Here is a 26,224-nt window from a genome sequence, read left to right on the forward strand (position 1 = left end):
GACCCGGCGCGAAGCCGGCCACGCCGGTGCTCGCCGACAGCGACGGTGCCGCCAGGCCGGAAGGCATCCGCAATGTCCGCAAGGCAGTTCCGGTACGCACGAGGATGTCGCCGCTGGCGAGGTCGCGGGCGATGCTGGTGTTTTCGAAGTCCAGCACCTTGCGGATGTATTCGGAGGCATAGACATGGGTCAGCGGCTGCGCGGCAGCCCAGCGGTACACCTTGTGCAGCGCTTCCAGGCCGGCCGGCTTGGTGCCGGAATAGAAGTGGTAATAAATGTTGACCGGCTTGAAGCGCACCGGCGATTCCGCCACCTTGAAGGCGGCGATCACCTGCTCGTAGCCGTAGAAGGGGCCGGTCCAGCCATTGGTATATACATTCTCGTTCTGGTTCGGCGCGAAGACCTGATACCAGCCGTTCTTGCGCAACCCTTGCGACGCGAGGGTGGTCCAGGTGGTGGAGTTCGGATTGATGGCCGCGTCGCCGCCATTGAGGTTCAGGAAGCCATGCCGGTAGGTTTCCTCGATCGCCTGCGCCGGGGGAACGCAGTCCCCCGACCACAGGAACACGCTGGCGGTCTTGCCTTTCGGCATGAGGCGGTTGTTGATGTAATCCATCGAACCCCTGGTTTCCCGGGCCAGGTCGAATTCGTAACCGGGAAGCCGGAGATTGAACACCTTTTTCGGTGCCTGTTCCTGGCCGGCGGCGCGGGCGCGCATGCTGGCGACCGCCTCCGCCCAGGTGAACGGGTGCGAGTAGGAATGGCTCGCACCTTCCACATAGGGCAACGCGAAGATGCTTTGCGCGATCGGCTCCAGCTTGTCCGTCAGGTTGCGGTACAAGCCCTGGCTGGACAGTTCTCCTTCTATGACGGAGACGGTGGTAGGAATGCGGTAGCGCTCCAGGATGTCCTTCTTGATCACCTCGGCCGAAAACGGCGCGCCGGGCAGCTCCGCCCGGGATGCGAAACCGTCGCCGTCGATATGCGCGAGCAGCATGCGCCGGCCGCCTTCGGTGGTGACGTCAGGCACCGGCAGGTCGGGAAGGGCGAGCGCGGCCTTCAGGAACTTCAGCGGGTGCACCACCCAGGAGGCATATTCCGACAGTTGCGAGCGGCCGATCGCGAATGGTGTCAACACATAGCCGCCCCAGGGAGTCAGTGCCGCCGTGTCGTAGTGGTTGCCGCGATTGTCCGCTAGCCGCAGCAGGCTGCGGCCCTTGTTCTCCGCCAGTCGGATGGGAATGACATCGTCGCGGTTCGGGAACGGCGCCGATTCGAAGCCGACCATCTCCTTGTCCATTGCCTGCACGGTCAGGCGATCCGGCCGCGGCGCACGGAAGGGCACGATGTCCAGTGCCGCGGCCGTGGCGCCATCCAGTGCAAAACCGAAGCGGTCGAAGACGACCAGCCGCATGCCTTCCCGCGCACGCGCGGCCAGCCAGGGCGCGAGCGCCGTATTGCCGACCTTGTTCTCGAACCAGGTCACGACGCCGGCATAGCGGCCGGTCAGCGGTGCCGTTGGAAGCGGCGCGGCGGCAAGATCGAGAAATTCATACTTCAGGCCGAGATGGTTGAGCTGGATACCGAGAAAACGCTGCGCATCGGTGTAATGGAAGTCCAGCTTGTTGCCGGTATCGACCAGGACCAGCACCGTGCGCGGAACGACTTCGATGCTGCCTACTCCCAGCGACACCAGGCCGCCGTCTGCCACCCAGGGAATGAAGCCGTCGGCCATGATGCGCGCGGCGGTGCTGCGTGCCAGTTCCCGCGATGCCCGATTCTCCGGGGTGACGTAATCGATCGCGATCACCGGCAACTTGTAGCGGTCACGTGCCGTCTTCATCTGCGCCATCAGCCATTCACGGTCCTGCTCCGGTACGGGGCGGTAGGCGTTGCGGCCGGCGTCATACCCCTGGTACAGCGATTCGGCCGCCACCGCATACACGAGTGGCGACACCTCCGGCAGCAGCTCGAAGCCGCGGTTGAACATCAGGCGGGCTTCGGGATAGCGGCGCTTGAACTCGCGCAGGGTGGCGACCATCGCCGCCGTCTGACGGGCGCGCTCCGCGTCGGTCGTGGCGAACAACTGGTAGGAATCGAGCGTGTCGAGGAAGAAGCCGCGCCAGCCTTGCTCCCAGAGCGGCGCAATGATGGTGTTCAAGAAGAAGTCGCGCCAGCCGGGCGCCGCCTGGTCGATCACGCGGCTTCCCCACGCCGCGTTGTCACCGCGCAAAGCGTCCTTCGGAAGCCGGGAATAGTAGGGCCGCGAGGGCTGCACTTCGCCCAACGATACATAGGCGAACAATTCATGCCCGCCGTCTGCGGCGGCGCGTGCGGTGGCACGCGGATTGCGCACATGGGCCGGTTCGACGACGGCAATATCGAATGCCTGCAGATCGGACAACGGAGGATTGTCGCCGTAGTAAAAGGCGACCGAGGGAAGGGAAGCGGCAGCGTGCGATGGTGCGGTTGCAGTCCACGCGAGGAGCGCCCATCCTGCAATCCGCCACATCCATTGCCACATCGTCATGCCGCCGCCCCGGTTTGAATCAGCCACCGCAGGCCGACGGCGGGATGGACATTGCTTTGCGAGAAGAGTTCTGTCGGGACTCGAAATGTTCCTGCCGACGATGCGTATAGTGCATCGCTACCCGATCCGGAAAACAGCCGGACGACGGATGGAGCGCTATGGGGCAGTGCTGCAGAAAGCAAATGCATGTCGGATCGCCAATTTCATGAGAACCGACCAGAAACCCTGCTTCTGAAATGTTGATTGTCGGCAAAAGCGCACGATTTTAGCCGCAAAACGACAGGCAGGTTATTGAATGAATCTATTGCATCGATATGGCGACAGGTACAGCGCGAAGCCGCCGCAGGGATGCCGCGAAAGTAGCGATATCGGCCTTCGTATGCTCTTCGCTGGCCAGCCATGACGCGACCGTGTTTTCGAGTCGCCGCGATGCCTCGCCGGTGTCCTGCAACCCGAAGGTGCCGGCTGTTCCGGCGAGCGAATGCAGAAGGCGATGCAGCACCCGGAGGTCGGCTTCGTCGCCGCCGGCGATCCATCGATGCATCGCCTGTTCCATCGCATCGATGCGCGCCGGCAGCCTGGCAAGGAAGCCGTTCTGCAGCAGGCGCATTTGTTCCTGCAGGTTGTCGTCGGCCGTCATGATCAGTTTTTCCCCGCTTCCCACAACTGCCGCAGTTGTTGCGAAAGTTGCATCGGATCGAACGGCTTGGCGATGACGCCGATGGCGCCCAGCCATTTATACAACGCGACTTCGTTCTCCTGCACTTTCGCGGTCATGAAGATCGCCGGCACGTGCGAAACCGGGGGCAGGCGCCGCAGCGCGGAAAGGGTTGCGGGGCCGTCCATCTCCGGCATCATCACATCGAGCAGGAAAAGGTCCGGAACCAGGTTGCGCTCGATAGCTGCCAGCGCTTCGGCGCCGGATGCGCAGGCGGTTACGGAAAAGCCGCCGACGACTTCCAGGGCCATCTGGGCGACCGTACGGATGTCGGGATCGTCCTCGACATACAGAATGCTCGACAATCCACGCGCCGTCATGCCATTTCCTTCCTGATGCCGGCGACGTCATGCCCGACGAGGTTTTCGCTGTGCAGGGGCAGTTCGACGAAAAACTCGGTGCCGCCGCCCGGTGGCGTAATGAAATCGATCCGGCCGCCATGCTGTTCGACGATGCTGCGGCAAATGCTCAGCCCCAGTCCTGTCCCGCCCTTGTGCATCGAATTGCCGGTGTCCGCCTGGGCGAACTTCTGGAAAATCTTTGGCCTGAATTCTTCAGGGATGCCCGTGCCATGGTCGATCACGGACAGGCGCGCCCGTCCTTCCTGAGTTGCGACCCGGACTTCGACAGCCTGACCGGATGGCGTGAATTTCACCGCATTCGAAAGCAGGTTGACCACCACCTGGATCATCCGGTCGCGGTCGGCGTTCACGATGACGGCAGGTTCCCCTGCCGGCGCATCATGGAACATCAGAGTGACATTGAACTGCCCGGCGTAGCCACAGGTGGCGTCGATCGCCTGCTGCACCAGCGGACGCAGCGCGCGCGGTGCGAGATCGAATTCCATGTTGCCCGACTCCATCTTCTCGATATCGAGGATGTCGTTGATCATGCGCACCAGCCGTTCGCAATTCGCGTTGGCGATATCGACCAGCTTCTTCGCCTGCGGCGGACAGGCGCCGAGCGCGCCGCCGGCAAGCAGCCCGAGGGAGCCGCGTATCGAGGTCAGCGGCGTACGCAATTCGTGCGAGACCGTCGAGATGAATTCGTTCTTCATCTGCTGAATCTTTTTGCGCTCCGAAATATCCTCGACGAAGATGCTGAAGAAATAGGTTTCATGCGTACCCGCTAAACCAATGGTCATCTCGACCGGTATTTCCTCGCCGCGGCGATTGATGAGGGTGCGTTCAAGGCGGCGATTGAAGAAGTTGGCCCTGCCGCTCCCATGGAAATCGCGCATTGCCGTTTCATAATCCGCCCAGTAACGCTGCGGAACCACCAGTTGGGTCAGAGAACGCCCGATGGCTTCCTCGCTGCGCCAGCCGAACATGCTGATGGCGCTGCGGTTCCAGTCGGTGATCTGTCCATGCAAATCGACACCGATGAAGGCGTCCTGGGCAGTATCGATGATCGTCTGGACGCGAATTTCATTGGCGGTGACGCCGGCCAGGGCTTGCGCAAGTTCAGCCGTGCGCTGCTGCACCCGCTTTTCAAGCGTCTGGTTGAGCTCCTTGAAGGCGGCTTCCTTGTAGAGGAGGTTGGCCACCAGCAGGTTCAGGGAACTCGTCAGTGCATTGACCTCGAAATAACTGCCGGTGTTGGGTGCAATTTTCTCTGCTTCGCCGTTCTGTATGCGTTGCGCCGACCGGGCAAGTGACCACAGCGGTTTGGTGATGCGGCGGGCAGCGATCAGGCCGAGCAGGGAAAACAGCAGTGCAAGTCCGATGCCGCTGGCCAGCACCTGGTTCTGGATGCGCTTGACCGGCAGGAAAGCATCGTCCGCGCTTTGCCGCACCAGCACTGTCCAGCCGAGGCCCGGGTAGGTCGCATAGCCTTTGCTCTTGCTGAACCCGACGAGATATTCCATGCCATCCGGCCAGGTCTCGGTGCGGAAATTTTCGGGATGGTCGCGGTCACGCCGGTAGTTCGCCAGCGATATCGTCTTTCCCTGCATGGCGGGCGGCCCAAGAAGGATCTTCCCATCTGCGGCCACGATCATTGCCTCGGCCTTGCGCCGCACTTCGATCGGCCGCATCACCGATTGCTCGACCTCCTTCGCCCATTGCCACGACAGGTGCACGCCGAGCACGCCCTTGGCGGCATTGTCCATGCCGCCGTAGGGAAAGGCGACGTCGACGAAACGCATCGGTTCCTTGCCGGCATCGCTGGGCAGAAGTTTCGCCAGCAGCTTCGCTTCGTGCACGTCGGCGAGATAGATGCCCTTGAGCGCGTTGCTGTGCCATGGCCGCTTCGAGACGTCCACGCCCTCCAGCAATCCCCTGGCCGCTACCGTTACCTTGCCGTCCATATCCGTCAGGCCGATCCATGCGTAATAGGGATAGTCCTGCTGTAGTGATTCGAGAATGGCCCGCTTGGTTGCCGGGGTGCTGTCCGGTGCGCTGAGTTCTGCGCGTTGCGCCATCAGTTGCACTTCCCGGTAGCGTTCGAACATGCCACGATCAAGCTTGTCCGAGGTTTGTACGGCAAGTTCGCCCAGGCTGTTGCCGATATTGGATTTGAGCTGTTCGGTCGCGGTGACACCGATGATTTCCACCAGGACCACCGTCAGCAGCAGTGATAATGCGGAGAACACCACCGCGAGGTAGACTCCCACGCCGCGGTCGTAAATGATCTTTTTTAAATTCATTGAATGGTCTGCATAACGGTGAGGGCAGGGCTGGGATCGGGGCTGGCATCCCTGCCATCGGGCGATTCGGAGAGGATACCGGTTTGTGATGCTCTACGGAAATGTCATATGCAGGATTTTTCTGAATTGATGGCTGCGCGCCACCTTTGTGGTGGCCTTTAAAACAAGAAAGTTGATCAAATGACTACGCAATCGCTCCTGCAGTGGACGGATGAGAATTCGCCGGACGGACCCGGCACGCTGCCATGGCGATCGGAAAGCGCGGCGGCTGCGCCGAAACGGGTACGGGTGGCGGATGACCGGATGACCGCCGATACCGCGCTGCGCCTGGCGAGCGAAGGAAGCGCACTGCTCTGGCGGGGCGATTTCCAGAATGCCCGACAGTTATTGCAGGCGCTGGCGCGCCGCATCGACCGCAAGCCGCGCAAAACCGGCGCCACGCCGGCCGACAATTTCCACCTGCACCGCCAGGCGCAGGCGCACCGCGCGCGCATCCTCGGGATGCTGCTGATCCCCTTCGACGCCGGCTATACGATCCCGCTGCGGCGCGCGCCCGATGTCCGGCAGGCCTGCCTGGAAGCCTACGGTCCCGACGCCGGCCCGTTCGCGACTTCCCTGCGGGAGCTGCTGGGCGTGATCGGCGCGCATGAATGGCGCAAGAAAGGGGTCGGGATCCCCGCGCTCGGTGCCCGCATCCATCCGCACTACGGCGTGTTTTCCCCGGTCCGCGGCGAGTATGTGGGCATGATGGCCGAGGCGCCGCTGCCGTCAACCGCGCTGGCGTTCGATATCGGCACCGGCACCGGCGTGCTGTCGGCGATTTTGGCCCGCCGTGGCGTAAAGCGGGTGATCGCAACCGACCAGGACCCGCGGGCGCTGGCCTGCGCGCGGGAAAATATCGAACGGCTCGGCTATGCCTCGCAGGTAGAGATCGTGGAGGCGGATCTTTTCCCTGCCGGAAAAGCGCCGCTGATCGTCTGCAATCCGCCATGGATTCCCGCGCGGCCCAGTTCCGCCATCGAATATGCGGTGTATGACCCTGACAGCCGGATGCTGCGCGGCTTCCTGGCCGGCCTGGCGGCGCACCTGGAGCCGGGTGGCGAGGGCTGGCTGATCCTGTCGGACATTGCGGAGCATCTCGGCCTGCGTTCGCGCGCCGAATTGCTGGCGCTGATCGACGGTGCTGGCCTGACGGTGGCAGGGCGGATTGACGTCCGTCCGCATCATCCGAAGACGGCCGACCTCGGGGATCCGCTGCACGCCGCCCGCGCCGCCGAGATCACCTCGCTCTGGCGGCTTGCGGCGCGCTGAACGGTCGGGGACAATAGGGCCGTTTTCAATACTTCCGATTGCATATACATGAGCAACAAACCCGCCCGCACGCTGACATTCAAGTGCAAGAGCTGTTCCAAACCCGTCACCCTGTTCCTGCAGAAGGTGTCCGCCTGTTCCCATATCCAGCCTTACCAGGGGATCTGCAAATGCGGCGAGGTAATGCGCCATGCAACCGGGCAGAAGGATGCCGTCGAGTCCTTCCTCGCTTCCCCGGACGGCAACTGGTCGCATCACCATCATCACTGATCTCGTCCACGCCGTTCAAGGAGGCTAGTCATGCCTGATGCCGTCATCGCCTGGCCCATGCTGGCCGCATTTCTGGTCGCCAGCCTCGTGCTTGCGGTCACGCCCGGACCCGCGGTGGTCTACATCGTCACCCGTACCATCGCCCAGGGACGGCGCGCCGGGCTGGCCTCGGTGGCGGGCGTCGCGCTGGGCAATCTCGGCAATGCCATCGGCGCGTCGGTGGGGCTGGCAGCGTTGTTCGCCGTCTCGTCGCTGGCATTCAGCGTCGTGAAATACGCCGGCGCCGCATACCTGATCTATCTCGGCATCAAGGCCTTGCGCGCAGCGCCGGCCGGGCCGGCATCATCGCCGGCGTCCGGCACCGGCATGGAAAGGCAGGCGCCGCAGCTCGGCAGGATTTTTCGCGACGGCTTCCTGGTCGCATTGCTGAATCCGAAAACGGCGATCTTCTTCGCCGCCTTCCTGCCCCAGTTCATCGACCCGGCGGCATCCGCCGTCATCCAAAGCATCCTGTTCGGCGCGGCCTTCGTCCTGATCGCCGCACTCACCGACATGGTTTACGTGCTGGCCGCGAACGCCGCCGCGCCCGCATTCGCCAACTTGAAAGGCATCGGTGCCGCGGGTCGCTATGCGACAGCGTCGGTTTTCATCGGTCTCGGCGTATTCACCGCCGCCTCCGGTTCCAATACCGCAACAACCAAATAAGGATTCGCCATGCGCATGACCGATATTCCCTTCGGAACGACCGACTGGAGCAGCATTCTGCCGACCGAACACAAGGGCGAAACCGGTACCGCGTGGTGGCGTACGCAAACCTTCGGCGGCATCCGGGTGCGAATGGTCGAGTACACGCCGGGCTATCTTGCCGACCATTGGTGTTCCAAGGGGCATGTGCTGCTGTGCCTGGAGGGAGAGCTGCACACCGAACTGGAAGATGGCCGGACATTCATTCTCAGGCCGGGCATGAGTTACCAGGTCGCCGACAATGCCGAGCCGCACCGTTCCTGGACCGGTGTGGGCGCCAGGCTGTTCATCGTGGACTGACGGGCGGCATTGCCGTTTCTCTTGCAGCCTGTCAAAGCGATGCCTGCATCGATGGCGTATGGTCGAAAAAATCGGCCGTCATGGTTGATTGCCGGCAAACCTCGAAATCATCCAATACCATCGATAAGACCAATAAAGGAGACTCCGATGAACAGAATGCGACGCTTGATCATGCTGGCATGGGCCGGTTCCGCGCTGACCGGGACCTTGGCCGGATGTGCCGGCACATCCAATCCCAACACCACGGCCGACGGCAGCAGCGTCTGGCGCACCTTCCGTGCCACCGACGGCACCGATATTCATTACCGTTACTGGGCGGCGACACGCAAGAAGCCGCGCGCGCTGGTGCAGGTCGTCCACGGCGCCGCCGAGCACAGCGGCCGCTACGACCGTTTCGCCAGGGCGCTGGTTGCGCAGGGCTATGCGGTCGCTGCCACCGATCATCGCGGCCATGGCCGCACGCGGATACGGTCCGGGCAGCTCGGCGATGCCGGCCCGGACGCATGGAACCGCTTCGTCACCGACGAAACCCACCTGACGCAATTGCTGCGCACCGAACATCCCGGCTCGCATATCGTGCTGTTCGGCCACAGCATGGGATCGTTCATTGCACAGGACTACATGACCCAGCGGCCGAGGCTGATCGACGCGGTGATCCTGAGCGGCACCGCCTACGGTCCCCCGCCGCCGAAGGAATTGCTGGGCGCGCTCGATGCCGCAGCCAAGTCGTCGCCGCTCGGACCCTCTGAAATATGGGCCAACCTATTCAAGGATTTCAACCAGCCCTTCACGGGCAAGCCGGGTTTTGAATGGCTCAGCCGCGACGCGGCGGAGGTTGCGAAATACCAGCAGGACCCGCTGGCCGGGTTCGCCTTCAGCAATGAACTCGTTCGCGACTTCTTCCAGGGGCTTGCCGATTTGCGCGACCCGGCACGGGAGGAGCGCATCATCAGGAACCTGCCGGTGCTGGTCATCCAGGGCGAACTCGATCCGGTCGGCGCCAACCTCAAGGCCACGCAGGCGCTGCTCGACCGCTACAAGGCCTTGGGCATGACGGACATCAGCCACAAGTTCTACCCCGGTGCGCGGCATGAAGTCCTCAATGAAACCAATCGCGACGAAGTGCAGCGCGACGTGCTGGCCTGGATGGACAAGACCATTCCCAAGAACGACTGACGGCACGCAATGAACCGTGCCTGTCGTGCGTGGCGGCGGAATGTTCACTTGCTTGTCACGACCTCCTGCGGGGAACTAGAATAGCGGCACACCGTCACGCAGGGGAGCACCATGAACATCGTCACCATCGCCATTGGCATTGCCCTCGTGTTTTTCGGCATCTACATGGCGATCGCGAGAAAGCGGCAACCGCAGGCGGCCGGCAAACGCCAGGCGCTTCAGGAATTGTTCGGGGACGAAATGGGTAACCGCATCCATCTCGGCACCTACGTGGTGATACCCATCCTGGCCGGCGGCATGTTCATTTTCTCCGGCATGCGCGGCGTGTCGATTTTCTGACGCCGCCATACTGCAAGAGCCGGCGTCCTTCGCGTGCAACTTACCGTTTCCCGCGCAGGAGTTCCTTGCGCATCGCATCCAGCGCCGCCGATTGATGCCCCTGGCGGGAAACCAGGAATGTGCGAGCCCTCGCGAATTTCTCCGGCAGGGGATAGGCGGCAACTTCACTGTCCGCATGAACCACCCGCAGCACCGAACGCGGAACGATCGCCATGCCCGAGCCGGCTGCGACGCAGGCGACGATCGCGTGATACGACCCGAGTTCGAGCACGCGGTCCGGCACGACGGCGGCTTGGCCGAGCCATTCTTCGAGGGTGCGCCGATACGAGCAGCCGGCGGCGAAGGCGATGATCGTATGTTTTTTCAGGTCCTTCGGCGTGCAGATCTGCGGCGTGTTTTTCGACGTGATAAGCACCAGTTCCTCCACGAATACTTCCTGGGCGTCGAGGTCCGGCGCGGTAAAGGGCTCCGCGACCAATGCAGCCTCCACATCGTAGTTGCGCACCTTGCCGAGCAAGGCTCCGGACGTGCCGGTCACGAGTTCGATCTGCACCTCCGGATAGTGCCGGTGGAAGCGCGCCAGCACCGACGGCAGGCGCGCGGCCGCCGTGCTTTCCATCGTGCCGAGGCGCAGCGTGCCACGCGGCGTGCCCGTCCTGATGGCAGCCTCCGCCTCGGACGACAGCTGCAGCAGCCGTTCCGCATAGGCAAGCAGGACCTTGCCCTCCGACGACAGCAGCAGTTTGCCGTTCTGCCGCTGGAACAGCTTCACTTCCAGCCGGTCTTCCAGCTGCTTTACCCGCGTGGTGACGTTGGACTGTACGCGGTTGAGCTGGGCGGCCGCCTTGGTGATGCCGCCGAAGTCGACCACCGCCTTGAATATCTGCAATGAATCCAGATCAATGTTTCTCATTTCGAGAACCTCCCATCTCTATTATTCATTTTTCGATATGGCGAGGTCAAGGTACACTTGCAGCGTCCTGCCGCTTCAATGACAACGTGATGAAGTTCGGAAAGTATCTCTGTTAGCAAAATCTTGCCGCCAAAACCGTATGCCTGTAAACGAACTCGCCGCCGATACATCCGCTTCACCCATTCCCGCCGCGCTTGCCGGACTGTTCGCGCTGGCGGTGGCCATGGGCATCGGCCGCTTCGCCTTTACCCCGGTGCTGCCGATGATGCTCGATGATGCCGGCCTGTCAATTGCCGGCGGCGGCCTTCTTGCTTCGGCCAACTATCTTGGCTATCTGCTCGGTGCGATCTCGGCAATGTTCGTGCGCATCGATCCGCCGCGCGCCATTCGCATGGGATTGAGCGCGATTGCCGTCACCACGCTCGCGATGGCACTCACGCTGCCGCTCGCCGGATGGCTGCTGCTGCGCCTGGCAGCCGGTGTTGCCAGCGCCTGGGTCCTGATATCGGTCTCCGCATGGTGTCTCGAAACGCTGGCCCGCTACCAGCGGCCGGCGCTCAACAGCATCGTGTTCGCCGGTGTCGGCAGCGGCATCGCCATCGCCGGGATGCTCTGCATCGCGTTGATCGCACAGGACGCCGGGTCCTCCCGCGCATGGCTGGTGCTCGGTCTGTTTTCCGCCATCGTGACGGCTGTCATCTGGCGTTTCTTTCCGAGTCGCTCGGCCGTCACCGCGACGGTATCGCAGGGCAGGGCACGTTATCGCTGGACAGCCGACTCGGTCCGCCTCGTCGCCTGCTACGGGTTGTTCGGTTTCGGCTACATTATTCCCGCCACCTTCCTGCCGGTGATGGCGAAGAAAGCGCTGCAGGATCCGACACTGTTCGCCTGGTCGTGGCCGGTATTCGGCGCTGCCGCCGCGTTATCGACACTGGCGGTCGCCATGCTGGTGCGCCGCTTCGGCAATCGCTGGTTATGGATTGCCTGCCATGTGGTGATGGCAATCGGCGTCGCGCTGCCGGTCCTGTGGAATCCGCAATGGTCGCAGTTTCCCGCCATCCTGATCGCGGCGCTGTTCGTCGGCGGCACCTTCATGGTGATCACGCTGTGCGCGATGCAGGAAGCCAAGCAGGTGGCCGGCAAGGATGCGACGGGGCTGATCGCCGCGATGACTTCCGCATTCGCCGCAGGACAGATCGCCGGGCCGCTCAGCATCGGCATCGTCGCCGGCAAGGACGGCGATTTCAGCCGGGCACTGTATCTGGCCGCCGCCCTGCTGCTGATCAGCGCGGCGCTGCTCGCCGTAGGCAGGACACGCGCGACCGCCTGAGTTTATATTTGATTGAGAAAGGACCTTTCATGAGCAACGATTCCCGACCCGCCTCGCAGGGCAATGGCCCCGAACGCATGCCGCCGATGGACCCGGAAAGCATGGACGACGCGCAGAAAGCCGCAGCGCAGGAAATGATCGCCGGTCCGCGCGGTGCGGTGAAAGGCCCGTTCATTCCGATGCTGCGCAGCCCCGAACTGATGAACCGGCTGCAAAAGGTCGGCGAATACCTGCGTTTTCAAAGTTCGCTGGACACCCGCCTGAATGAATTCGTCATGCTGATCACCGCGCGCCACCTGACCAACCAGTTCGAGTGGCGGGTGCATTATCCGCTGGCATTGAAGGCCGGCGTGAAGGCCGAGGTGCTTGATGCGCTGGCGGAAGGCCGCAGGCCGGCGGGCATGGCCGCCGACGAGGAAATTGCGTACGACGTATGCGATGAGCTGTTTCGCACGCATGGTGTCTGCGACACGACCTATCGCCGCGCGGTGGAGTCGTTCGGCGAGCGTGGCGTGATCGACATGGTCGGGCTGGCCGGCTATTTCACGACCGTGTCGCTGATCATGAATGTCGCACGCACTCCTGCCGAGCCCGGTTCTCCGGTGACGCCGCTGGCGCCGTTTCCGCTGTAGGCATCAGCGTAAACGGCGCCTGACTGCATCGGTTAGCCGACGGCTTCTTCGCCCGTCTCCTTGCTTGGCGCCAGCACGGTCTCCCGTTGCGAGTCGATGAAGCGGGACAGCGCATCTTCCAGCGAAGGCAGCAGGTTGCCGCGCTCGCTGGTCATGGCGGTGTAGGCCGGGCGTGCCGCAATGTAGCCGATGTCGTTTCCGGATACCGGTACTACCCGCTTCGGATCGAGCCCGGCCATCTCCGCTGCTTTCACCGCGAGTTCCGCCCAGGTGATCTCCCTGTCGTTAGTGAGGTGCCAGATGCCGCTTTCCTTGTCGATCAGCAGATCCAGACAGGTATGCACGAGGTCCGGCACATAGGTGGGCGATATGGTGATGTCGCCGGCGGCCTTGAATTGCTCTCCTGCCTTCAGGGTGCGCAGCGCCTGCGTCAGGAAATTGAAGTTGTCCCAGGGGCCGAAGAATGAACTGGTGCGCACCATCAGCGCATCCGGATACATATCCTGCAGCCTGCGTTCCGCGTCCGCCTTGCTCCGGCCGTAGACATTCAGCGGCGCGACCGGATCGCTTTCGACATAGGGTTTGCCTTTCAGGCCGTCGAACACCAGATCGCTCGAGAACGTCAGCAACTGGATGCCGCCTGTCGCACAGGCACGGGCAAGGACTTCCGGGCCGAGCGCATTTTCACGCATGCATCTGTCCACATCGTTCTCGGCCTCGTCCACCCGCACATAGCCGCCGGTGTTGATGATGGCCCAGGGCTGGTATTTTGCGATGGCCTTTTCCACCGATTGCGAATCGGCAATATCCATCTCCTGCCTGCTCAGTAAGCGGAATGCAAGATTGCGCTGTTCACAAATGCGCGCGAACGCGCTACCGAGCGTGCCGGTGGCCCCGGTAATCAAAATAGGCTGCACAAGTCCATGCTCCTTTTTCTTGACGCTGGAACGGATCGGCGTCGGCGTCGCCGCAATGTCCACCGGATCGCAGAAGAACCGGCCCGGGCGCCGCCACCAGCCTAGTCCCTGCAGCACCGGGTGCGACAATTCGCTGCCGCCGGCCAACTCCCGCATCAGCGTGGCGACGGCGGTGGGGCGCGGTTCCGGAGAGCGCACATCGTAGGGTCCCGATTCGTAGTAGCCCCTGCATTCCGTCACCAGGCAATTCCAGTCATAAGAACCAAGCAGTGCCCAAACCGTCACCGCCCGCATGTCGACGCCGTTCTGGCGTACTTCCTTGCAGGCATCCCATATTTCAAGCAGCCAGCGCAACTGGTCTTCACGATTCGCATCGATGTGGGCTTCGGTTACCGCCAGCGGCAAACGATAGCGCTCCCAGACCTCCTGCAGCAACGGACCGATGCCTTCGGTCGGCGTTGCGAGTGCCCGTGCCGTTTCGATGTCGGCAAAGCCGCCGCTGCAAAAACGTTCTGGAAAGCGCTCTGCGCGGTGGTCCAGCCAGCGTTCGCTCGTGATGTAATAGTTGACGCCAATAATGTCCGGCGGGCAGGTATTTTCCGCGAACCAGAGAAACTTCGATGCGTCGATGCCGGTATCGATAAGGTACTGCCACAGTGCGTGCCCGGGCCCGACCTTGCCGCAAAGAAGATCCCACCCCAGCCATCGCCGCTCGTTGTAGAAGTTCGCGAGCGAAGACATTTCCGGCGTGCTGTAAGACTTACCGAGATCGTCGGTCTGGACCAGCTTTGCGGATGGATTGATCTTGCGGATTTCCCGCATGGACAGAACGACCGCGCGGCACTGATTGATCAGAGCCTGGATGAAGGTGCGCTCGTCCCGTCCATGCGGGTACCAGACGCCGTACAAGCCGCTGAAGCGGGCGGTAGTAAGGGGTTCGTTGACAGGTGTGTAGTACTCCACCCATGGGTAACGCTGCGCGACCGCACCGGCAAATTCTGCCAGCTTGACCGCAAAATCCGGGTCAACCAGGCTGGTATGTTGCGGACCGCTGCCGTGATGTACCAGTCCGACGATGGGCGTGACACCGAGGCGCTGCAACTCCGGCAGCCGTTCATCAGGCCACGACCAATCGGCATCGGCGATGCCGTTGGGCGCCGTGCGCTCCCACAACACAGGGTATCGGATGGCACGGATGCCGAGCGATGCAAAGCGTTCCAGGTCGGCGGTCCGTGTCGCATGGCCATTTCGCTCCATCTGGCTGAAATATTCATCAAGCACGCGATTGACGGTGCATTCGAGGCCGCCCCATAGCTCAAGCGGTGGTGTTTCTTCGTTCAATATATTTTTCATAACATTAATCCCATTGAAAGCATTAAAGCCTTGTGAAATTGAAATCGGGGGAGGGAGAAGGGAAGTTGGAATGCTGGTGTGAAGAATGGAAGTGTGTGCATACCGTCGTTACACTGCCCGCATAAAAGATTGATGGCACTTACTGCAGCAAATTGTTGACCGGTCTCGGAGATCGAAATGCAAATTCCAAGCCATGGGGTTCGTACCGAAGCCATTCTTTCGTGACATCCAAATGGACCCAAACAATCCGGTGCGGACGAAAGATGTAAAGGTTTATTGACGATCGTCAATATTTTCGGTCGTGTTCGCAGCGCTGACGCAACCCCTGCTATATTTGTGTTCGTCAAGAAATTATTCGAATAAAAAAAGCATGTCGAAATGGCATGGTTCAACACCGGTTCCTGCCGGTACTTACGGTGACGAATTCCCGGCGATACTCTTCGGGCGGTAATCGCAGGCAGCGCAAGGTTCATCCATGACAGTGACTCGCGATAACAAAATTGTGGTTGACGAGAAGGCGCGTCTTGATGCGCTTCATCAATACAATATTCTCGATACGGGCCGGGAAGGCGTGTTCGACGATATCGTGCACCTCGCCGCATCGATCTGCGACACGCCGATGTCGACCGTTACCCTTGTCGATGAAAACCGCCAGTGGTTCAAATCGCGGCTTGGCCTTACCGTCTCGGAAACCCCGCGCCATATCGCATTTTGTTCCCACACCATTGGCCGGCCCGGTCCCTTTATCGTCCATGACGCGCTCACCGATCCGCGTTTCGCCGATAACCCGATGGTGAAGGGTGAACCGAATATCCGCTTCTATGTCGGCATACCGCTGATCAACATTGATGGCCATGCAGTCGGCACCCTGACCGTGATGGATCACAGGCCCCGCAGGCTCAGCGATGATCAGCTGTTTGCATTGCGCGTGCTGGCCCATCAGGCCCTTACCCAGCTCGAATCAAGGCGCAGCATCGTCGAACTGAACCGGCTGATGATGGAGCGTGACCAGGCGCAATCCGGTTTGCAACGCATGCACGATGAACTGGAAGCGCGCGTGCATGCGCGCACGCGCGAACTTGTACAAGCCACCGCCGCGCACAAGAATGCGGAGCTGCTGTATCGCACATTATGGGAAACCACCACCGACGCGGTGCTGATACTCGATATGGATGACGTCATCCGCTATGCGAATCCAAGCACCTTGCAGGTGCTCGGTTATATGCCGGAAGAATTGATCGGCAAGGACCTTGCAACGATACAACCGGAACGCTTCCGGGAAGCGCATCGGCGCGGAAAGCAACGCTACCTGCAAAGCGGCTTGAAAAAGCTCGACTGGCGCTCTACCGAAGCAACTGCGCTGCTGCGCGACGGCACCGAGCTGCCGGTCGAGATCTCCTTCTCGGACATGGATCTGAACGGACGGCGGCTGTTCGTCGGATTCTTCCGCGATATCGCGGAAAGGAAGAAGGCCGAGGCTGCCCTTTTCGAGGAGAAGGAGCGAGCGCAGACCACGCTCAAATCGATCGGCGACGCGGTGGTCAGTGCCGATGTCGATGGAAAAATCACCTTCCTTAATCCGATCGCCGAGCAGTTGACCGGCTGGCGCAACGAAGAAGCAGCGGGGCGTACGTTATCGCAGGTACTCAACCTGGTCGACGAAGAAACCGGCATGCCGGTTGCCTGCCTGTCGCCGGATACCACAGCTTCCGGCAGGCCGGCGGGCATCGGCAGCAGGACCTTGCTGATGCGCCGTGACGGCGAGCAATTTTCCGTCGAAGGGTCGATCGCCCGTCTGCTAGACCGGGACCGGCAGTCGACCGGGTGCGTCATCGCATTTCGGGATGTGTCGCTCGCGCGCAAGCTGGCGGCTCAGTTGTCGCACCAGGCCAGGCACGATCCGCTGACCGGTCTGGTCAATCGCATGGAATTCGAGCGCCGCCTGCGGCTGGCGCTCGGCAAGGTGGAAGTCAACGGGATCGGTCACGGCCTGCTCTATCTCGACCTTGATCAGTTCAAGGTGGTCAACGACACCTGCGGTCACGTCGCCGGCGACGAACTGCTTCGGCAGATATCCGCCGTGCTCAGGCTCAATCTGCGTGACAGCGATACGCTGGCCCGGCTCGGCGGCGACGAATTCGGTGTGTTGCTGGAAAGCTGCCCGCCTGACGCGGCGCTGCGCATTGCGGAGAAGCTGCGCCAGGCGGTGGCCGAGCATATCTTCGCGTGGGAGGACAAGCGATTCACGGTCGGCGTCAGCATCGGCCACGTGAACTTTGACGACGATACGCTCACCCTTGCCGAAATACTGAGCAATGCCGATGCGGCCTGCTATGTGGCCAAGGAGCGTGGACGTAACCGCATCTATACGTATCTGCCGAAAGACCAGGCGCTGGCGACGCGCCATGTCGAAATGGAATGGATCGGGCGCATTACCAGCGCACTGGATGAGCAGCGTTTCTGCCTGTACGTGCAGCCCATCATTGATTTGCAACGCTCGGCCGCGGAACCGTTCTCGACGCCGTCGCACAGCGAAGTGCTTCTGCGCATGCGCGAACGGGACGGGCGCATGGTGCTGCCGATGGCCTTCATCCCTGCCGCGGAGCGTTACAACCTCATGCCCGCCCTGGACCGCTGGGTGATCCGGTCCGTGTTTGCGCATATTGCCGCGAGCGTCGCTGCGGGGGGCAGGGCATCGCGGGTGTGCTATGCCATCAATCTGTCCGGCGCGTCGCTGGCTGATGAAAACTTTCTAAATTTCGTGCGCAGGGAGTTTGCCGAATCCGGGATCGCGCCTTCGCAGATCTGTTTCGAAATTACCGAAACGATCGCCATCGCCAATCTTGTAAATGCCGCGACGCTGATGGGTGAACTCAAGGCTCTGGGTTGCAGCTTTGCACTCGACGATTTCGGCAGCGGCATGTCGTCGTTCGCTTACCTGAAGCACCTTCCCGTGGACTTTCTCAAGATCGACGGCTGCTTTGTCCGCGACATTGTCGATGATCCGATCGACCATGCGATGGTTGCCTCCATTCATCACATCGGCCATCTGATGGGGATTCGTACCATCGCCGAATTCGTGGAAAATGATTTGATTCTGGATAAATTGCGCTCTATCGGCGTCGACTTTGCACAAGGCAATGCCATCGGTGCCGCAGCGCCTCTCCTTCCCGAATCCGGCAACGTTTGATTTTCCTTTCCGGCGCCGCGTGTTTTCTTGTGCTTTCACAAGCCGCCATTCGCCCATTGCGGCGAATAATATGCAGAAGCGACATCACCACGACAGCGATGCCGGGGTGATCGCATCCCATTCGCAAGCGCAGGAGAAGAAAATTGAAGCACACCATCAATGCGGAATACGGCGCCGGACCGGCCGGGGGCATGTTTGAACGGCTGCTGGAGTCGCAACGCCGGAAGCTGCTCGACGCATTCACCGAATTCCGGCGTAACGATCCCGACGGCTCGGTACTCAACGTCGGGCTTGCGGGCGCCGTATTGCCGGACAGCATCGGACCGCTATCCGGGTCGACCGATCAGCAGGCCCGCTCTCGCGTTACGATTTTCAAGCTTCCGACGCCCGATGCCGGCGCGTCCCGCCGTCCTACGCTTGCCGAATCCTGGACACGCCAGCTCGACAATCCCCATCTTCCGTTCGCAGATGGCGAATTCGATTGGGTCTTCTGCGGAGAGGTCCTCGAGCACGCCGGCAATTTCGAGCGCCAGTTCCAGTTGTTGATGGAGCTGAACAGGGTCGCTCGCAAAGGCGTCTTTGTTACCACCTCGAACCGGCGACACCCGATCGAATTCCATACCGGCATACCGTTCTTCCACTGGTTGCCGCAGGCATGGTGGCGACGTTTCCTTGCCTGGACCGGCAAGCCTGTGTCCGCAGCCTCGCTCAACCTGCTCGATTCCAGTGCGCTCTATAAGCTTGCCAGCCTGCTTCCGGCCAAGCCCAAACATGATGTCGGCCATAAGCGCGTATTCGGCATCAAGGCACACTTCTTTCTGATGATTGAAAAACATGCCGCATCGGCGACTTCCGCTGCAGATGTCGCGGATGTAAAGAAAAGCGGATAAGGCATAGGCTGCAACGCACGGCATCGGCGTTGCAGCGCGCGCAGTGAATTCGCTTGCACTGCCCTTTCGCAGAAGCAATGCCGCATTTTACCGGTGCGAATGCATTCGATATTCCGGATCGCGCACCGTATTCACATCAGTGGTTATGCATTTTTATTGCTGCATTCGTATGCACTTTGCGCAACACATCTTTGGCTGAAAAACTAATACCTCTAGATGTTGGTCCCTAGATGGGCGCGGTGGGAATCACTAACAGATATCCAAGCGAATGCCTGTCGAACCACTTCATGTTCAAATGCAAAAATGCATGTTGATTGAACAGGCGGACACATTGCCGAACGCATATCATCGGTCAACTGACTAAGAATGCAAATGCGATTCAACATTTGACGAAGGTCAATGGCATCAGGCATCTGCGCGGTAACATGATCTCGATTTTCCCTTAAAAGGCGTTGTTTAGGCCTGCCACTCGTTCATCGATGGCAGGCTTTTTTCTTTGTCATTCAATTGAAACATCTTTGCCGTTTAAGCATGCACATTCATTATGAAACAAGGTCTGCGCGACCTTTGTTTGGCCTTTGCACCGAATGTATTGAACTAAGGAAATAGAACCCGGTCTAGGCATCTCTACATCTCGAATGAGTGATTCAAGAGCATGTCTACTCCGGTGCATAAATCTGTGATCGTTCTCATATTGGTCGCCACGACGCTGTTGGTCAGCGAATACCGCCTCAAGAAAAGGGAAGAGCATGGCAATATTCGTACCGAAGCGTCGCGCGTGTCGCCGATGATGGTCGTGCCGGTGCTTGGAATACGCGGATAACGAATACGAAAACTGCGATCACAAAATATTACCGGCATGTAATATTTTGTGATCGCAGTCACATTTTCGGAATGCGATTAGGAATACAGTGAAGACGCTGTAGACGTAATATTCTCCAAAGATTGCGGCCCGTCGCTGAAAGGTGCACGGGTCATTTTTTTGGCTGCCACAGTGTGCTAGCGTGCTGTCAGCGCAATCCTGTTCCGGGGCCGGTCGCGGCACCAGGCACGCCAGATCCCACGCCCATGCCGGAACCCGGCACTGATATCGGGTTACCCTGTACATCATTCGCGCCCTGTGCGGCAACCGGACGGGCAGGTGTGACCTCACCACTGGTCGATATGGCGCAGCCAGCAAGGAAGATCGAAGTGGCAGCCAATGCGATATAGGCGTTCATGAGTGCCTTGCAGTTTGTTGACAATTGCACATTGGATCAGTATTCCCGGAACGGGTTCATTGCGTTTCCGCGCTGATTGGAGCGTTGTTCAAACTGCTTAAGTCTGCTCTAAGTTTCTTGTGTGAACATTGTGCTGTTCATTCACGGGAGATCCGCCATGTATTCAAAAGCTCCGACCTCCGGCCCAATGCCACAGCGTGCCGGTTTGCATTCACAAGATCTAGCCACCTCATCACCCCGTCAGAACACCGGCATGCCGCGTCATGTGATCGCCGAACGTAGCCGGTCGGATCGTTACGGAAGGTTCGGCAAACGGTAATTGCGGCATTTTCCGTTTGCCCTGTCATTCTGCTATCCTGTTGCGCCTCCGGAGGCTTGTTTCCAAGCCTCCGGTTAAAGGGAGAACAATATGACAAAACATTCGGGCTTTACCATCATTCAGTTAATGGTCGTATTGCTGATCGCAGGCCTCGCCGGATCGTTTCTGATCAATGCGATCATCGAAAAGCGCTGCGAAAGCGACCCATCCTCTACCCTCTGCACCAAAAACGCAAAACCCTCCGCGAGCTGATTGCGGCCAGCAAGATGCTCTCCCGGAACCTCCGCGGTCATTGCGCCTTCGTGACAGCCGGCATCCATTCCTCGATATCCGACATCCGGCATATGCTGACATTGCCGGCATCAATAAAGTAGAAGCACCAGTTGAGCGCGTTCCAGCGCGCAAGGCGTTGACCATCCTTGGTAATGACTTCGCAGAGTTCGCCATCCTTGAGCAGGGACAGCGCGGACTTTTCTCTTTGCATGTGGATAAACGTCTGTAATGCGTTGGGAAGTGACCGAGCCACGGATTTCAATCATTTATACAAGTGACCTCTCGTCCGGCGATCCCGTAAATGTCCGTTCTTACCGGCACTGTATGTTCGTACAGTATAAATCGGATTGGCCGACATGCAAAATTCAGATAGAACGACGTGCTTGCGATCAATCAATTTTTGGTCGGTCTCCACGGATGCATGCAGACCGGCAAGGTTAGTCGCTCCACCGATCACACACGACGATGTAGCTAACGAAGTTTTATTTGTTTGCGCTCTGTCTAACGCAATCCTGCCCTCTCGAATACGATATTCCATGACGACGCCGGCTTAGCTCAACGGGTAGAGCATTCCAAATGTAATGGACAGGTAGGGGGTTCGAGTCCTTCAGCTGGCATCAATTGACATTCACGCAGCGTTAAACCGATAAGAAATAGGGAAGGGCCGGCTGCCGGTATCGGCGGTCGGCCCTTTTGCATGGCAACGATGTGTTCTCTGATATCCGCCTCCTCGGCAAGACAATTCTCCAGGTGGATACACGTTCTGGCGACCGACTTCCCGTCGGCAACAGACATGCAGTGATCTTCAACGAAACAATCAATGCCGGTGTTCTGCCGAATCCCGGTTGTGCCTGACTTGAACACCGATAGCCAATCGGTGGAATTCAGCTGCTGCTCTTGCCCACGACTTTAAAAAGCGATCTGTACATGCCGGCTGGCTGTCCCCAAGGGCCTATTCAAATCAGGTTTTTCGATACCACGCCTGTTGAAACCGGGGTCCGCCATCGATCTTTGAATCGGTGCGCTTAACTGCGCGCGCCGGGTCTACCATGATCACGCTAGGCTGTGTCCGCTAGCGTTTTTTAAGGAGCCATCATGAGCAAGAAGACGATTGTTGCGTTATGCGCCATTCCGCTATTGGCGATGCCGCCTCTAGCTTTTTCTGCCGGTCCCGCCAGTATTGAAAAGGCGGTTTCGTTAATCAAGAGCGGTGACGTCGAATATGTCGCCAGCATCGTTCTTTCCACACTGCCCCAAAGCGTTCTTCAATCCGTGCCGGACAGCTTTGTCACGTACAACGCCATGCGGCTTCAATCCGCCAGGGGCGGCAATGGCGGTGGCTGGGGTCAAGGTAGAGGGGGAGGGAGAGGACATAAGTGCTGAGTCAGGCGCTGTCGCAGCCGGAAGTGCAATAGCAGTCGAGTGCACCGCTTCGGCTGCGGTCTTTGTCGATGGCGCCGTCAATTTCGCCTGGAAGCTCGGTCCGGTGTGACGCATTGCGGGATAGCCGCGCTAAGGGACAGAGACCGCAATATTTCGCGGTGAGGGCGGCAATTTCGTTCCCATCGTTTTACCAAATCGAATCATCGGGCTTTCGACCAAGTTGTAGGCAAGCACGGGCAATGAGACGGCGAGCGATGCAAACACAGTCCATTGAAGATTTTTCGCTTTGAACAATGGACTGCTTCGCGGCACGGCGTCAAATGGAAATTCCAGCGGACGGGTGATTTTGTGACGAATCGGTAACCCACACCAGGTTCCGGGTTGGCCCCTTGCGAGTTTCCGAAATCCGATCTAGATATCGAGAAGTGTTTGCTGCCCGGCCCTGGCGCTCGTTCTGGGCGCTGCCCGGGCGATCAATCTCTCTGAGGGATATGGTTCAAACAGCCTCGGCGCTTCTTCGGCCGGGCACGTCAGCCATTCGTCGTACTGCTCCGGCCGCAGGATGACCAGCATGCGTTTTTCATCTTCAGGCTTGTGAAACCGCCGCATCAGCGGATGCTCGTCCGCATTGATCGTCAGCATGGAGAACGACAGCAGCGACAAACCATCCGGGCCGTCCTGCTTGTGCTCCCAGATCCCCGCGATACCGAGCGGCGCTCCGTCAGCATCCGCAATTTCCCATCTCTCCGCCTTGCCGGTTTCGTAAGACGGCTCATAGAACGACGCCGCTGGAATCACACAAAATTGCCGGTGCTTGTATGCATTCCGGAAGCTCGGTTTTGCGGAAACCGTTTCTGTGCGGGCGTTATAGGTTTGCCGGGCGAGTTTTGTATCGGCCCAATGGGGAACAATGCCGAACATCCCCAGCGCGCAGGCCCGATCGCCAGGCAAGGCGTCCGGCTTCGGAAGACGGATGATTGGCGCCATGTAGCCGGGGTAGGACTCGGCTTTGTATTCGGAATCAGGTGGCGCGACGCCAAAATGCTGCTGAAGCTGCTCGCGACTGGAGGGGCGGTAGTTTGAGCACATGGCTGGATTTTACCGGGCTGCCGTTTCGGCCGCTTTCAGGTGTGCCATCCTGTTTGCCCTGAAACAAGATGACCGCAAGCCGAATTTGCGGTTTAATTGTCATTTTTGTAATTTGTCATGCAGTCAAGTAAGATGGCAAAACTGAAATGTATTTGATCACATTATTGTCATCTTCACTTAACCGAACCTTCGGGGCGGTGACTGCGTTTCCTTTCAAGCGGCAAATCAGAGGCAAATGTATATGAAGAAAGTAATAACGGGGCTCCTTATCATCACAGTGCTTGCGGCCAGTGCCTACTTTGGAGTTCAGCAATATCGATTGGCCGAGGTGTTGAATACCCTCAGGCCAACGGTGCAACTTGCATCGAACTATCTGGACGAGTTTTATGCGCTGGAGGGGAATCCGGAAGGTATCTCCCTGGCTGAATACTGTGAAAAAGCGAATGCTGCGCTCAACGATCTGGACAAGGAACTCGTCGGATTGAAGCGTCGGTCCGGGACAGAGCACGATGAGCTTTATTCGATTGTTGCCCTGCATATCGAAACTTCACAGCAATCCATTCGTGAATTTTCCGCATATGCCCGTCATCGCCTGGACCATGAATCCGCCAAGGAATCGGCGGATGATTCGGTTGCCAAGCTCCAGACTTCGCGTAACCACCGTGAGCTGAAGATTACACGGACACACGCAGAGATTGCCATCAAAGACCTGAAGGAGGCGCGGCTGAAAAGCGAAAAATCAATGGCTTTGGTGTACGCATCGGCGGCCCTGGTGAAATCGCAGCGGCATGTGCTGGAAAATCGTTTTGGAACAAAATCGGTCGTATCCAGAGACAGGCTCGATTACATCCTGAACAAATTCAACGGCGAACCAGGGAAAAATTCCGTATAGCCAAGAAAAAGAATCGCCGCCTTGGCGCTTCTGCCAAGTCAATTCAGGTTTTGCGGCGAGGAGAGCCGGGGGAGAAGAAAGTGCTTTGGAAAGACCATCGCAAAATCATTATCAAGCAACATGCGCTTCGGATTGCCCGGCCCATGCGAGCCGTCTCTGTATTAGGCTTGAACCGTCGACGCTATTGAGGACAATCCAAAAAATGACCTTCAGTTCGCCTCTATTGCCGGTCAGCTCAATGTAAGGCATAAGTGTTAGGATGATGTCCGAGCTTACCTCCCAGGTGCTCGTATGTAGTTCTCCAGCAGTACAGATCCCGCAGCGCGTCAACGCTGCGGGATTTTTTTTGCGTGAGCATATAGTGTTGGAATCGGAATGATTAAGGGGCGCTCGATGCGATTTTGGAGGGCAACGGTATCCATCGGCCATTTGGGCAACGCCGGAATCGAAAAGCGACTGCGGTGAAATGCTTTTGGCTCGCACTCAGGCTGTTCCAGAAAGCAAAAAGCCCAGTCCGATGAACTGGGCTAACGCTTTGATTTATCTGGGGTGGCCGACGGGACTCGAACCCGCGACAACAGGAATCACAATCCTGGACTCTACCAACTGAGCTACGGCCACCATTGAAACATTGATTGCACGGATGCTTACCGAGCAAGCCGAGCATTATACAAAATCCATGGCGTGCTGGCAAATTCGACCGCGTATTATTTTTGTGCATCAATCCGGGCGATTGCCGGCTGCAATTTCAGCAATGTCGAGAAAGCGTGCATAAGCGAATTCTCATGGCCGGTCGTGAAAGCAGCAATCGATGATCCGCTGCTGGCCGGGCACAGAAGTCCTCGCGCCTCCAGCAGGCGTGCCAACTGGCGGGTCACAGGTTCGCCGGTATCGACGATCGTTACCTGGCGAGACGTCATGCGGCGGACGACCTCTTCGATCAGCGGCTGAACGAACGCATAATGGGTGCAACCAAGCACCAGCGTGTCGGCGCCCTGCGCAAGCAGGGGTTCCACATAGCGGCGCACAAGCAAAGCAGTGGCTGCCGAGCGCAGCTCGCCCTTTTCGATCTGGTCTGCAAGGCCGACGCAGGGCTGGGCGATGAAGCGCACGCCCGTCGCCGCCGAGATCTGCGCATGCAGGGCCGCAAACTTCGCGCTGGATAGGGTTCGTGCAGTACCAAGAACCCCGACGATGCCGGACGCGCTGCTCGCCGCCGCCGGCTTCAGGCCGGGCTCGACGCCGACCAGCGTGAGCGAAGGATACCGCTCGCGCAATGCGGCGATCGCCGCGGCAGTGGCGGTATTGCACGCTACGACCAGTGCCTTGATGCGCTGCTCGACGAGAAATGCCGCGATTGCCAGCGAGCGGGCGACGATCACATCCTCCGTTTTGTCGCCATAAGGCGCAAAGCCGGAATCGGCGAAGTACAGCAAGCGTTCATTTGGCAGGCTGGCATGGATATGCCGCAGCACCGACAAGCCGCCGATGCCGGAATCGAAAACGCCGATGGCATCCATCGGCGTTGGCGTGACTGCGGAGCGCGTCAAATCAGGCAGTAGTAACCGGAATCCTGCCGATGGAGGTAGCAATCTTTTCCTGCCATTCTTTAGGTCCGGTGTTGTGCACCGAGATGCCGTTGGAGTCGACCGCCACCGTGACCGGCATATCCTTGACGTCGAACTCGTAGATCGCTTCCATCCCCAGATCGGCGAAGCCGACTACCTTGGCGCCCTTGATCGCCTTCGAGACCAGGTAAGCCGCGCCGCCGACCGCCATCAGGTAGGC

At 59.5% G+C, this 26,224-nt stretch carries 25 protein-coding genes and 2 tRNA genes; 15 read left to right on the forward strand and 12 right to left on the reverse strand.

Annotated elements, in window-relative coordinates; translation table 11 throughout:
* The 4 genes from V7080_RS07095 to V7080_RS07110 form a co-directional block, all read right to left on the reverse strand.
* A partial coding sequence (locus V7080_RS07095; RefSeq protein WP_334187705.1) for a bifunctional glycoside hydrolase 114/ polysaccharide deacetylase family protein occupies positions 1-2,557 on the reverse strand: 2,557 nt, incomplete at its 3' end.
* 274 nt (positions 2,558-2,831) lie between these two features.
* Complete coding sequence (locus V7080_RS07100; protein WP_334187706.1) at positions 2,832-3,170, reverse strand: Hpt domain-containing protein; 339 nt, start codon at positions 3,168-3,170, stop codon at positions 2,832-2,834.
* Positions 3,171-3,172: 2 nt separating this feature from the next.
* Complete coding sequence (locus V7080_RS07105) at positions 3,173-3,568, reverse strand: response regulator (RefSeq protein WP_334187707.1); 396 nt, start codon at positions 3,566-3,568, stop codon at positions 3,173-3,175.
* On the reverse strand, positions 3,565-5,895 hold the full coding sequence (locus V7080_RS07110; protein WP_334187708.1) for a sensor histidine kinase: 2,331 nt from the start codon (positions 5,893-5,895) through the stop codon (positions 3,565-3,567). The genes V7080_RS07105 and V7080_RS07110 overlap by 4 nt, the downstream gene beginning before the upstream one ends.
* Before the next feature lie 180 nt (positions 5,896-6,075).
* On the opposite strand from V7080_RS07110, the gene V7080_RS07115 reads away from it, so the two are divergent.
* From V7080_RS07115 to V7080_RS07140, 6 genes are all read left to right on the forward strand, one after another.
* The gene (locus tag V7080_RS07115; RefSeq protein WP_334187709.1) at positions 6,076-7,206 is read left to right on the forward strand and encodes a class I SAM-dependent methyltransferase; all 1,131 of its coding nucleotides are present in this window, start codon (positions 6,076-6,078) and stop codon (positions 7,204-7,206) included.
* 48 nt (positions 7,207-7,254) lie between these two features.
* The gene (locus V7080_RS07120; protein ID WP_334187710.1) at positions 7,255-7,476 is read left to right on the forward strand and encodes a hypothetical protein; all 222 of its coding nucleotides are present in this window, start codon (positions 7,255-7,257) and stop codon (positions 7,474-7,476) included.
* Between the two features lie 30 nt (positions 7,477-7,506).
* A complete protein-coding gene (locus V7080_RS07125; protein ID WP_334187711.1) occupies positions 7,507-8,181 on the forward strand; it encodes a LysE family translocator in 675 nt (224 codons plus the stop codon).
* Positions 8,182-8,190: 9 nt separating this feature from the next.
* Entirely contained in the window at positions 8,191-8,520 is a 330-nt protein-coding gene (locus V7080_RS07130) for a DHCW motif cupin fold protein (RefSeq protein WP_334187712.1), read from the forward strand.
* A gap of 147 nt (positions 8,521-8,667) precedes the next feature.
* Complete coding sequence (locus V7080_RS07135; protein WP_334187713.1) at positions 8,668-9,696, forward strand: alpha/beta hydrolase; 1,029 nt, start codon at positions 8,668-8,670, stop codon at positions 9,694-9,696.
* Positions 9,697-9,807: 111 nt separating this feature from the next.
* Positions 9,808-10,035 (forward strand): hypothetical protein, encoded by a 228-nt coding sequence (locus V7080_RS07140; protein ID WP_334187714.1) that lies wholly within the window; start codon positions 9,808-9,810, stop codon positions 10,033-10,035.
* Positions 10,036-10,075: 40 nt separating this feature from the next.
* Here V7080_RS07140 and V7080_RS07145 read toward each other — a convergent pair whose 3' ends face one another.
* Positions 10,076-10,948, reverse strand: coding sequence for a LysR family transcriptional regulator (locus V7080_RS07145; RefSeq protein WP_334187715.1), 873 nt, complete (start codon positions 10,946-10,948; stop codon positions 10,076-10,078).
* Positions 10,949-11,087: 139 nt separating this feature from the next.
* Between V7080_RS07145 and V7080_RS07150 the strand changes: the two genes are divergently transcribed.
* Both V7080_RS07150 and V7080_RS07155 read left to right on the forward strand, forming a co-directional pair.
* Positions 11,088-12,278, forward strand: a complete 1,191-nt coding sequence (locus tag V7080_RS07150) for a YbfB/YjiJ family MFS transporter (protein ID WP_334187716.1) — start codon at positions 11,088-11,090, stop codon at positions 12,276-12,278.
* A gap of 29 nt (positions 12,279-12,307) precedes the next feature.
* Entirely contained in the window at positions 12,308-12,910 is a 603-nt protein-coding gene (locus V7080_RS07155; protein ID WP_334187717.1) for a carboxymuconolactone decarboxylase family protein, read from the forward strand.
* 32 nt (positions 12,911-12,942) lie between these two features.
* On the opposite strand, the gene V7080_RS07160 is transcribed toward V7080_RS07155, so the two are convergent.
* A complete protein-coding gene (locus V7080_RS07160) occupies positions 12,943-15,180 on the reverse strand; it encodes a family 1 glycosylhydrolase (protein WP_334187718.1) in 2,238 nt (745 codons plus the stop codon).
* A gap of 475 nt (positions 15,181-15,655) precedes the next feature.
* Here V7080_RS07160 and V7080_RS07165 point away from each other — a divergent pair, with 475 nt between their 5' ends.
* The 3 genes from V7080_RS07165 (at position 15,656) to V7080_RS07175 (ending at position 20,083) form a co-directional block, all read left to right on the forward strand.
* Positions 15,656-18,370 (forward strand): EAL domain-containing protein, encoded by a 2,715-nt coding sequence (locus V7080_RS07165; RefSeq protein WP_334187719.1) that lies wholly within the window; start codon positions 15,656-15,658, stop codon positions 18,368-18,370.
* 143 nt (positions 18,371-18,513) lie between these two features.
* Positions 18,514-19,260, forward strand: a complete 747-nt coding sequence (locus V7080_RS07170) for a methyltransferase domain-containing protein (RefSeq protein ID WP_334187720.1) — start codon at positions 18,514-18,516, stop codon at positions 19,258-19,260.
* Between the two features lie 679 nt (positions 19,261-19,939).
* Positions 19,940-20,083 (forward strand): hypothetical protein, encoded by a 144-nt coding sequence (locus V7080_RS07175; protein ID WP_334187721.1) that lies wholly within the window; start codon positions 19,940-19,942, stop codon positions 20,081-20,083.
* A gap of 187 nt (positions 20,084-20,270) precedes the next feature.
* Here the strand turns inward: V7080_RS07175 and V7080_RS07180 are convergent, their stop codons facing one another.
* Positions 20,271-20,480 carry a hypothetical protein gene (locus tag V7080_RS07180; RefSeq protein ID WP_334187722.1) on the reverse strand — a complete coding sequence of 70 codons (210 nt, stop codon included), beginning with the start codon at positions 20,478-20,480 and terminating at the stop codon, positions 20,271-20,273.
* A gap of 409 nt (positions 20,481-20,889) precedes the next feature.
* On the opposite strand from V7080_RS07180, the gene V7080_RS07185 reads away from it, so the two are divergent.
* A complete protein-coding gene (locus V7080_RS07185) occupies positions 20,890-21,051 on the forward strand; it encodes a type II secretion system protein (protein ID WP_334187723.1) in 162 nt (53 codons plus the stop codon).
* Between the two features lie 37 nt (positions 21,052-21,088).
* On the opposite strand, the gene V7080_RS07190 is transcribed toward V7080_RS07185, so the two are convergent.
* Positions 21,089-21,283 carry a hypothetical protein gene (locus tag V7080_RS07190; protein WP_334187724.1) on the reverse strand — a complete coding sequence of 65 codons (195 nt, stop codon included), beginning with the start codon at positions 21,281-21,283 and terminating at the stop codon, positions 21,089-21,091.
* A 333-nt stretch (positions 21,284-21,616) separates the two neighbouring features.
* On the opposite strand from V7080_RS07190, the gene V7080_RS07195 reads away from it, so the two are divergent.
* Both V7080_RS07195 and V7080_RS07200 read left to right on the forward strand, forming a co-directional pair.
* Positions 21,617-21,689 (forward strand) — tRNA-Thr (locus V7080_RS07195).
* Positions 21,690-22,167: 478 nt separating this feature from the next.
* Positions 22,168-22,455: a hypothetical protein gene (locus V7080_RS07200; protein WP_334187725.1), complete on the forward strand. Its 288-nt coding sequence runs from the start codon at positions 22,168-22,170 to the stop codon at positions 22,453-22,455.
* Between the two features lie 411 nt (positions 22,456-22,866).
* On the opposite strand, the gene V7080_RS07205 is transcribed toward V7080_RS07200, so the two are convergent.
* The gene (locus V7080_RS07205) at positions 22,867-23,544 is read right to left on the reverse strand and encodes an SOS response-associated peptidase (protein WP_334187726.1); all 678 of its coding nucleotides are present in this window, start codon (positions 23,542-23,544) and stop codon (positions 22,867-22,869) included.
* Positions 23,545-23,785: 241 nt separating this feature from the next.
* Here V7080_RS07205 and V7080_RS07210 point away from each other — a divergent pair, with 241 nt between their 5' ends.
* Positions 23,786-24,436, forward strand: a complete 651-nt coding sequence (locus tag V7080_RS07210) for a hypothetical protein (RefSeq protein WP_334187727.1) — start codon at positions 23,786-23,788, stop codon at positions 24,434-24,436.
* A gap of 545 nt (positions 24,437-24,981) precedes the next feature.
* Here V7080_RS07210 and V7080_RS07215 read toward each other — a convergent pair.
* From V7080_RS07215 to V7080_RS07225, 3 genes are all read right to left on the reverse strand, one after another.
* Positions 24,982-25,057, reverse strand: a tRNA-His gene (locus tag V7080_RS07215).
* Positions 25,058-25,143: 86 nt separating this feature from the next.
* Entirely contained in the window at positions 25,144-25,956 is an 813-nt protein-coding gene (gene murI / locus V7080_RS07220; protein WP_334187729.1) for a glutamate racemase, read from the reverse strand.
* A gap of 31 nt (positions 25,957-25,987) precedes the next feature.
* Positions 25,988-26,224: fumarate hydratase C-terminal domain-containing protein (locus V7080_RS07225; RefSeq protein WP_334187728.1), on the reverse strand; the 237-nt coding region annotated here is incomplete at its 5' end.

The organism is Noviherbaspirillum sp. (genome assembly GCF_036846085.1).
GTDB lineage: Bacteria > Pseudomonadota > Gammaproteobacteria > Burkholderiales > Burkholderiaceae_D > Noviherbaspirillum.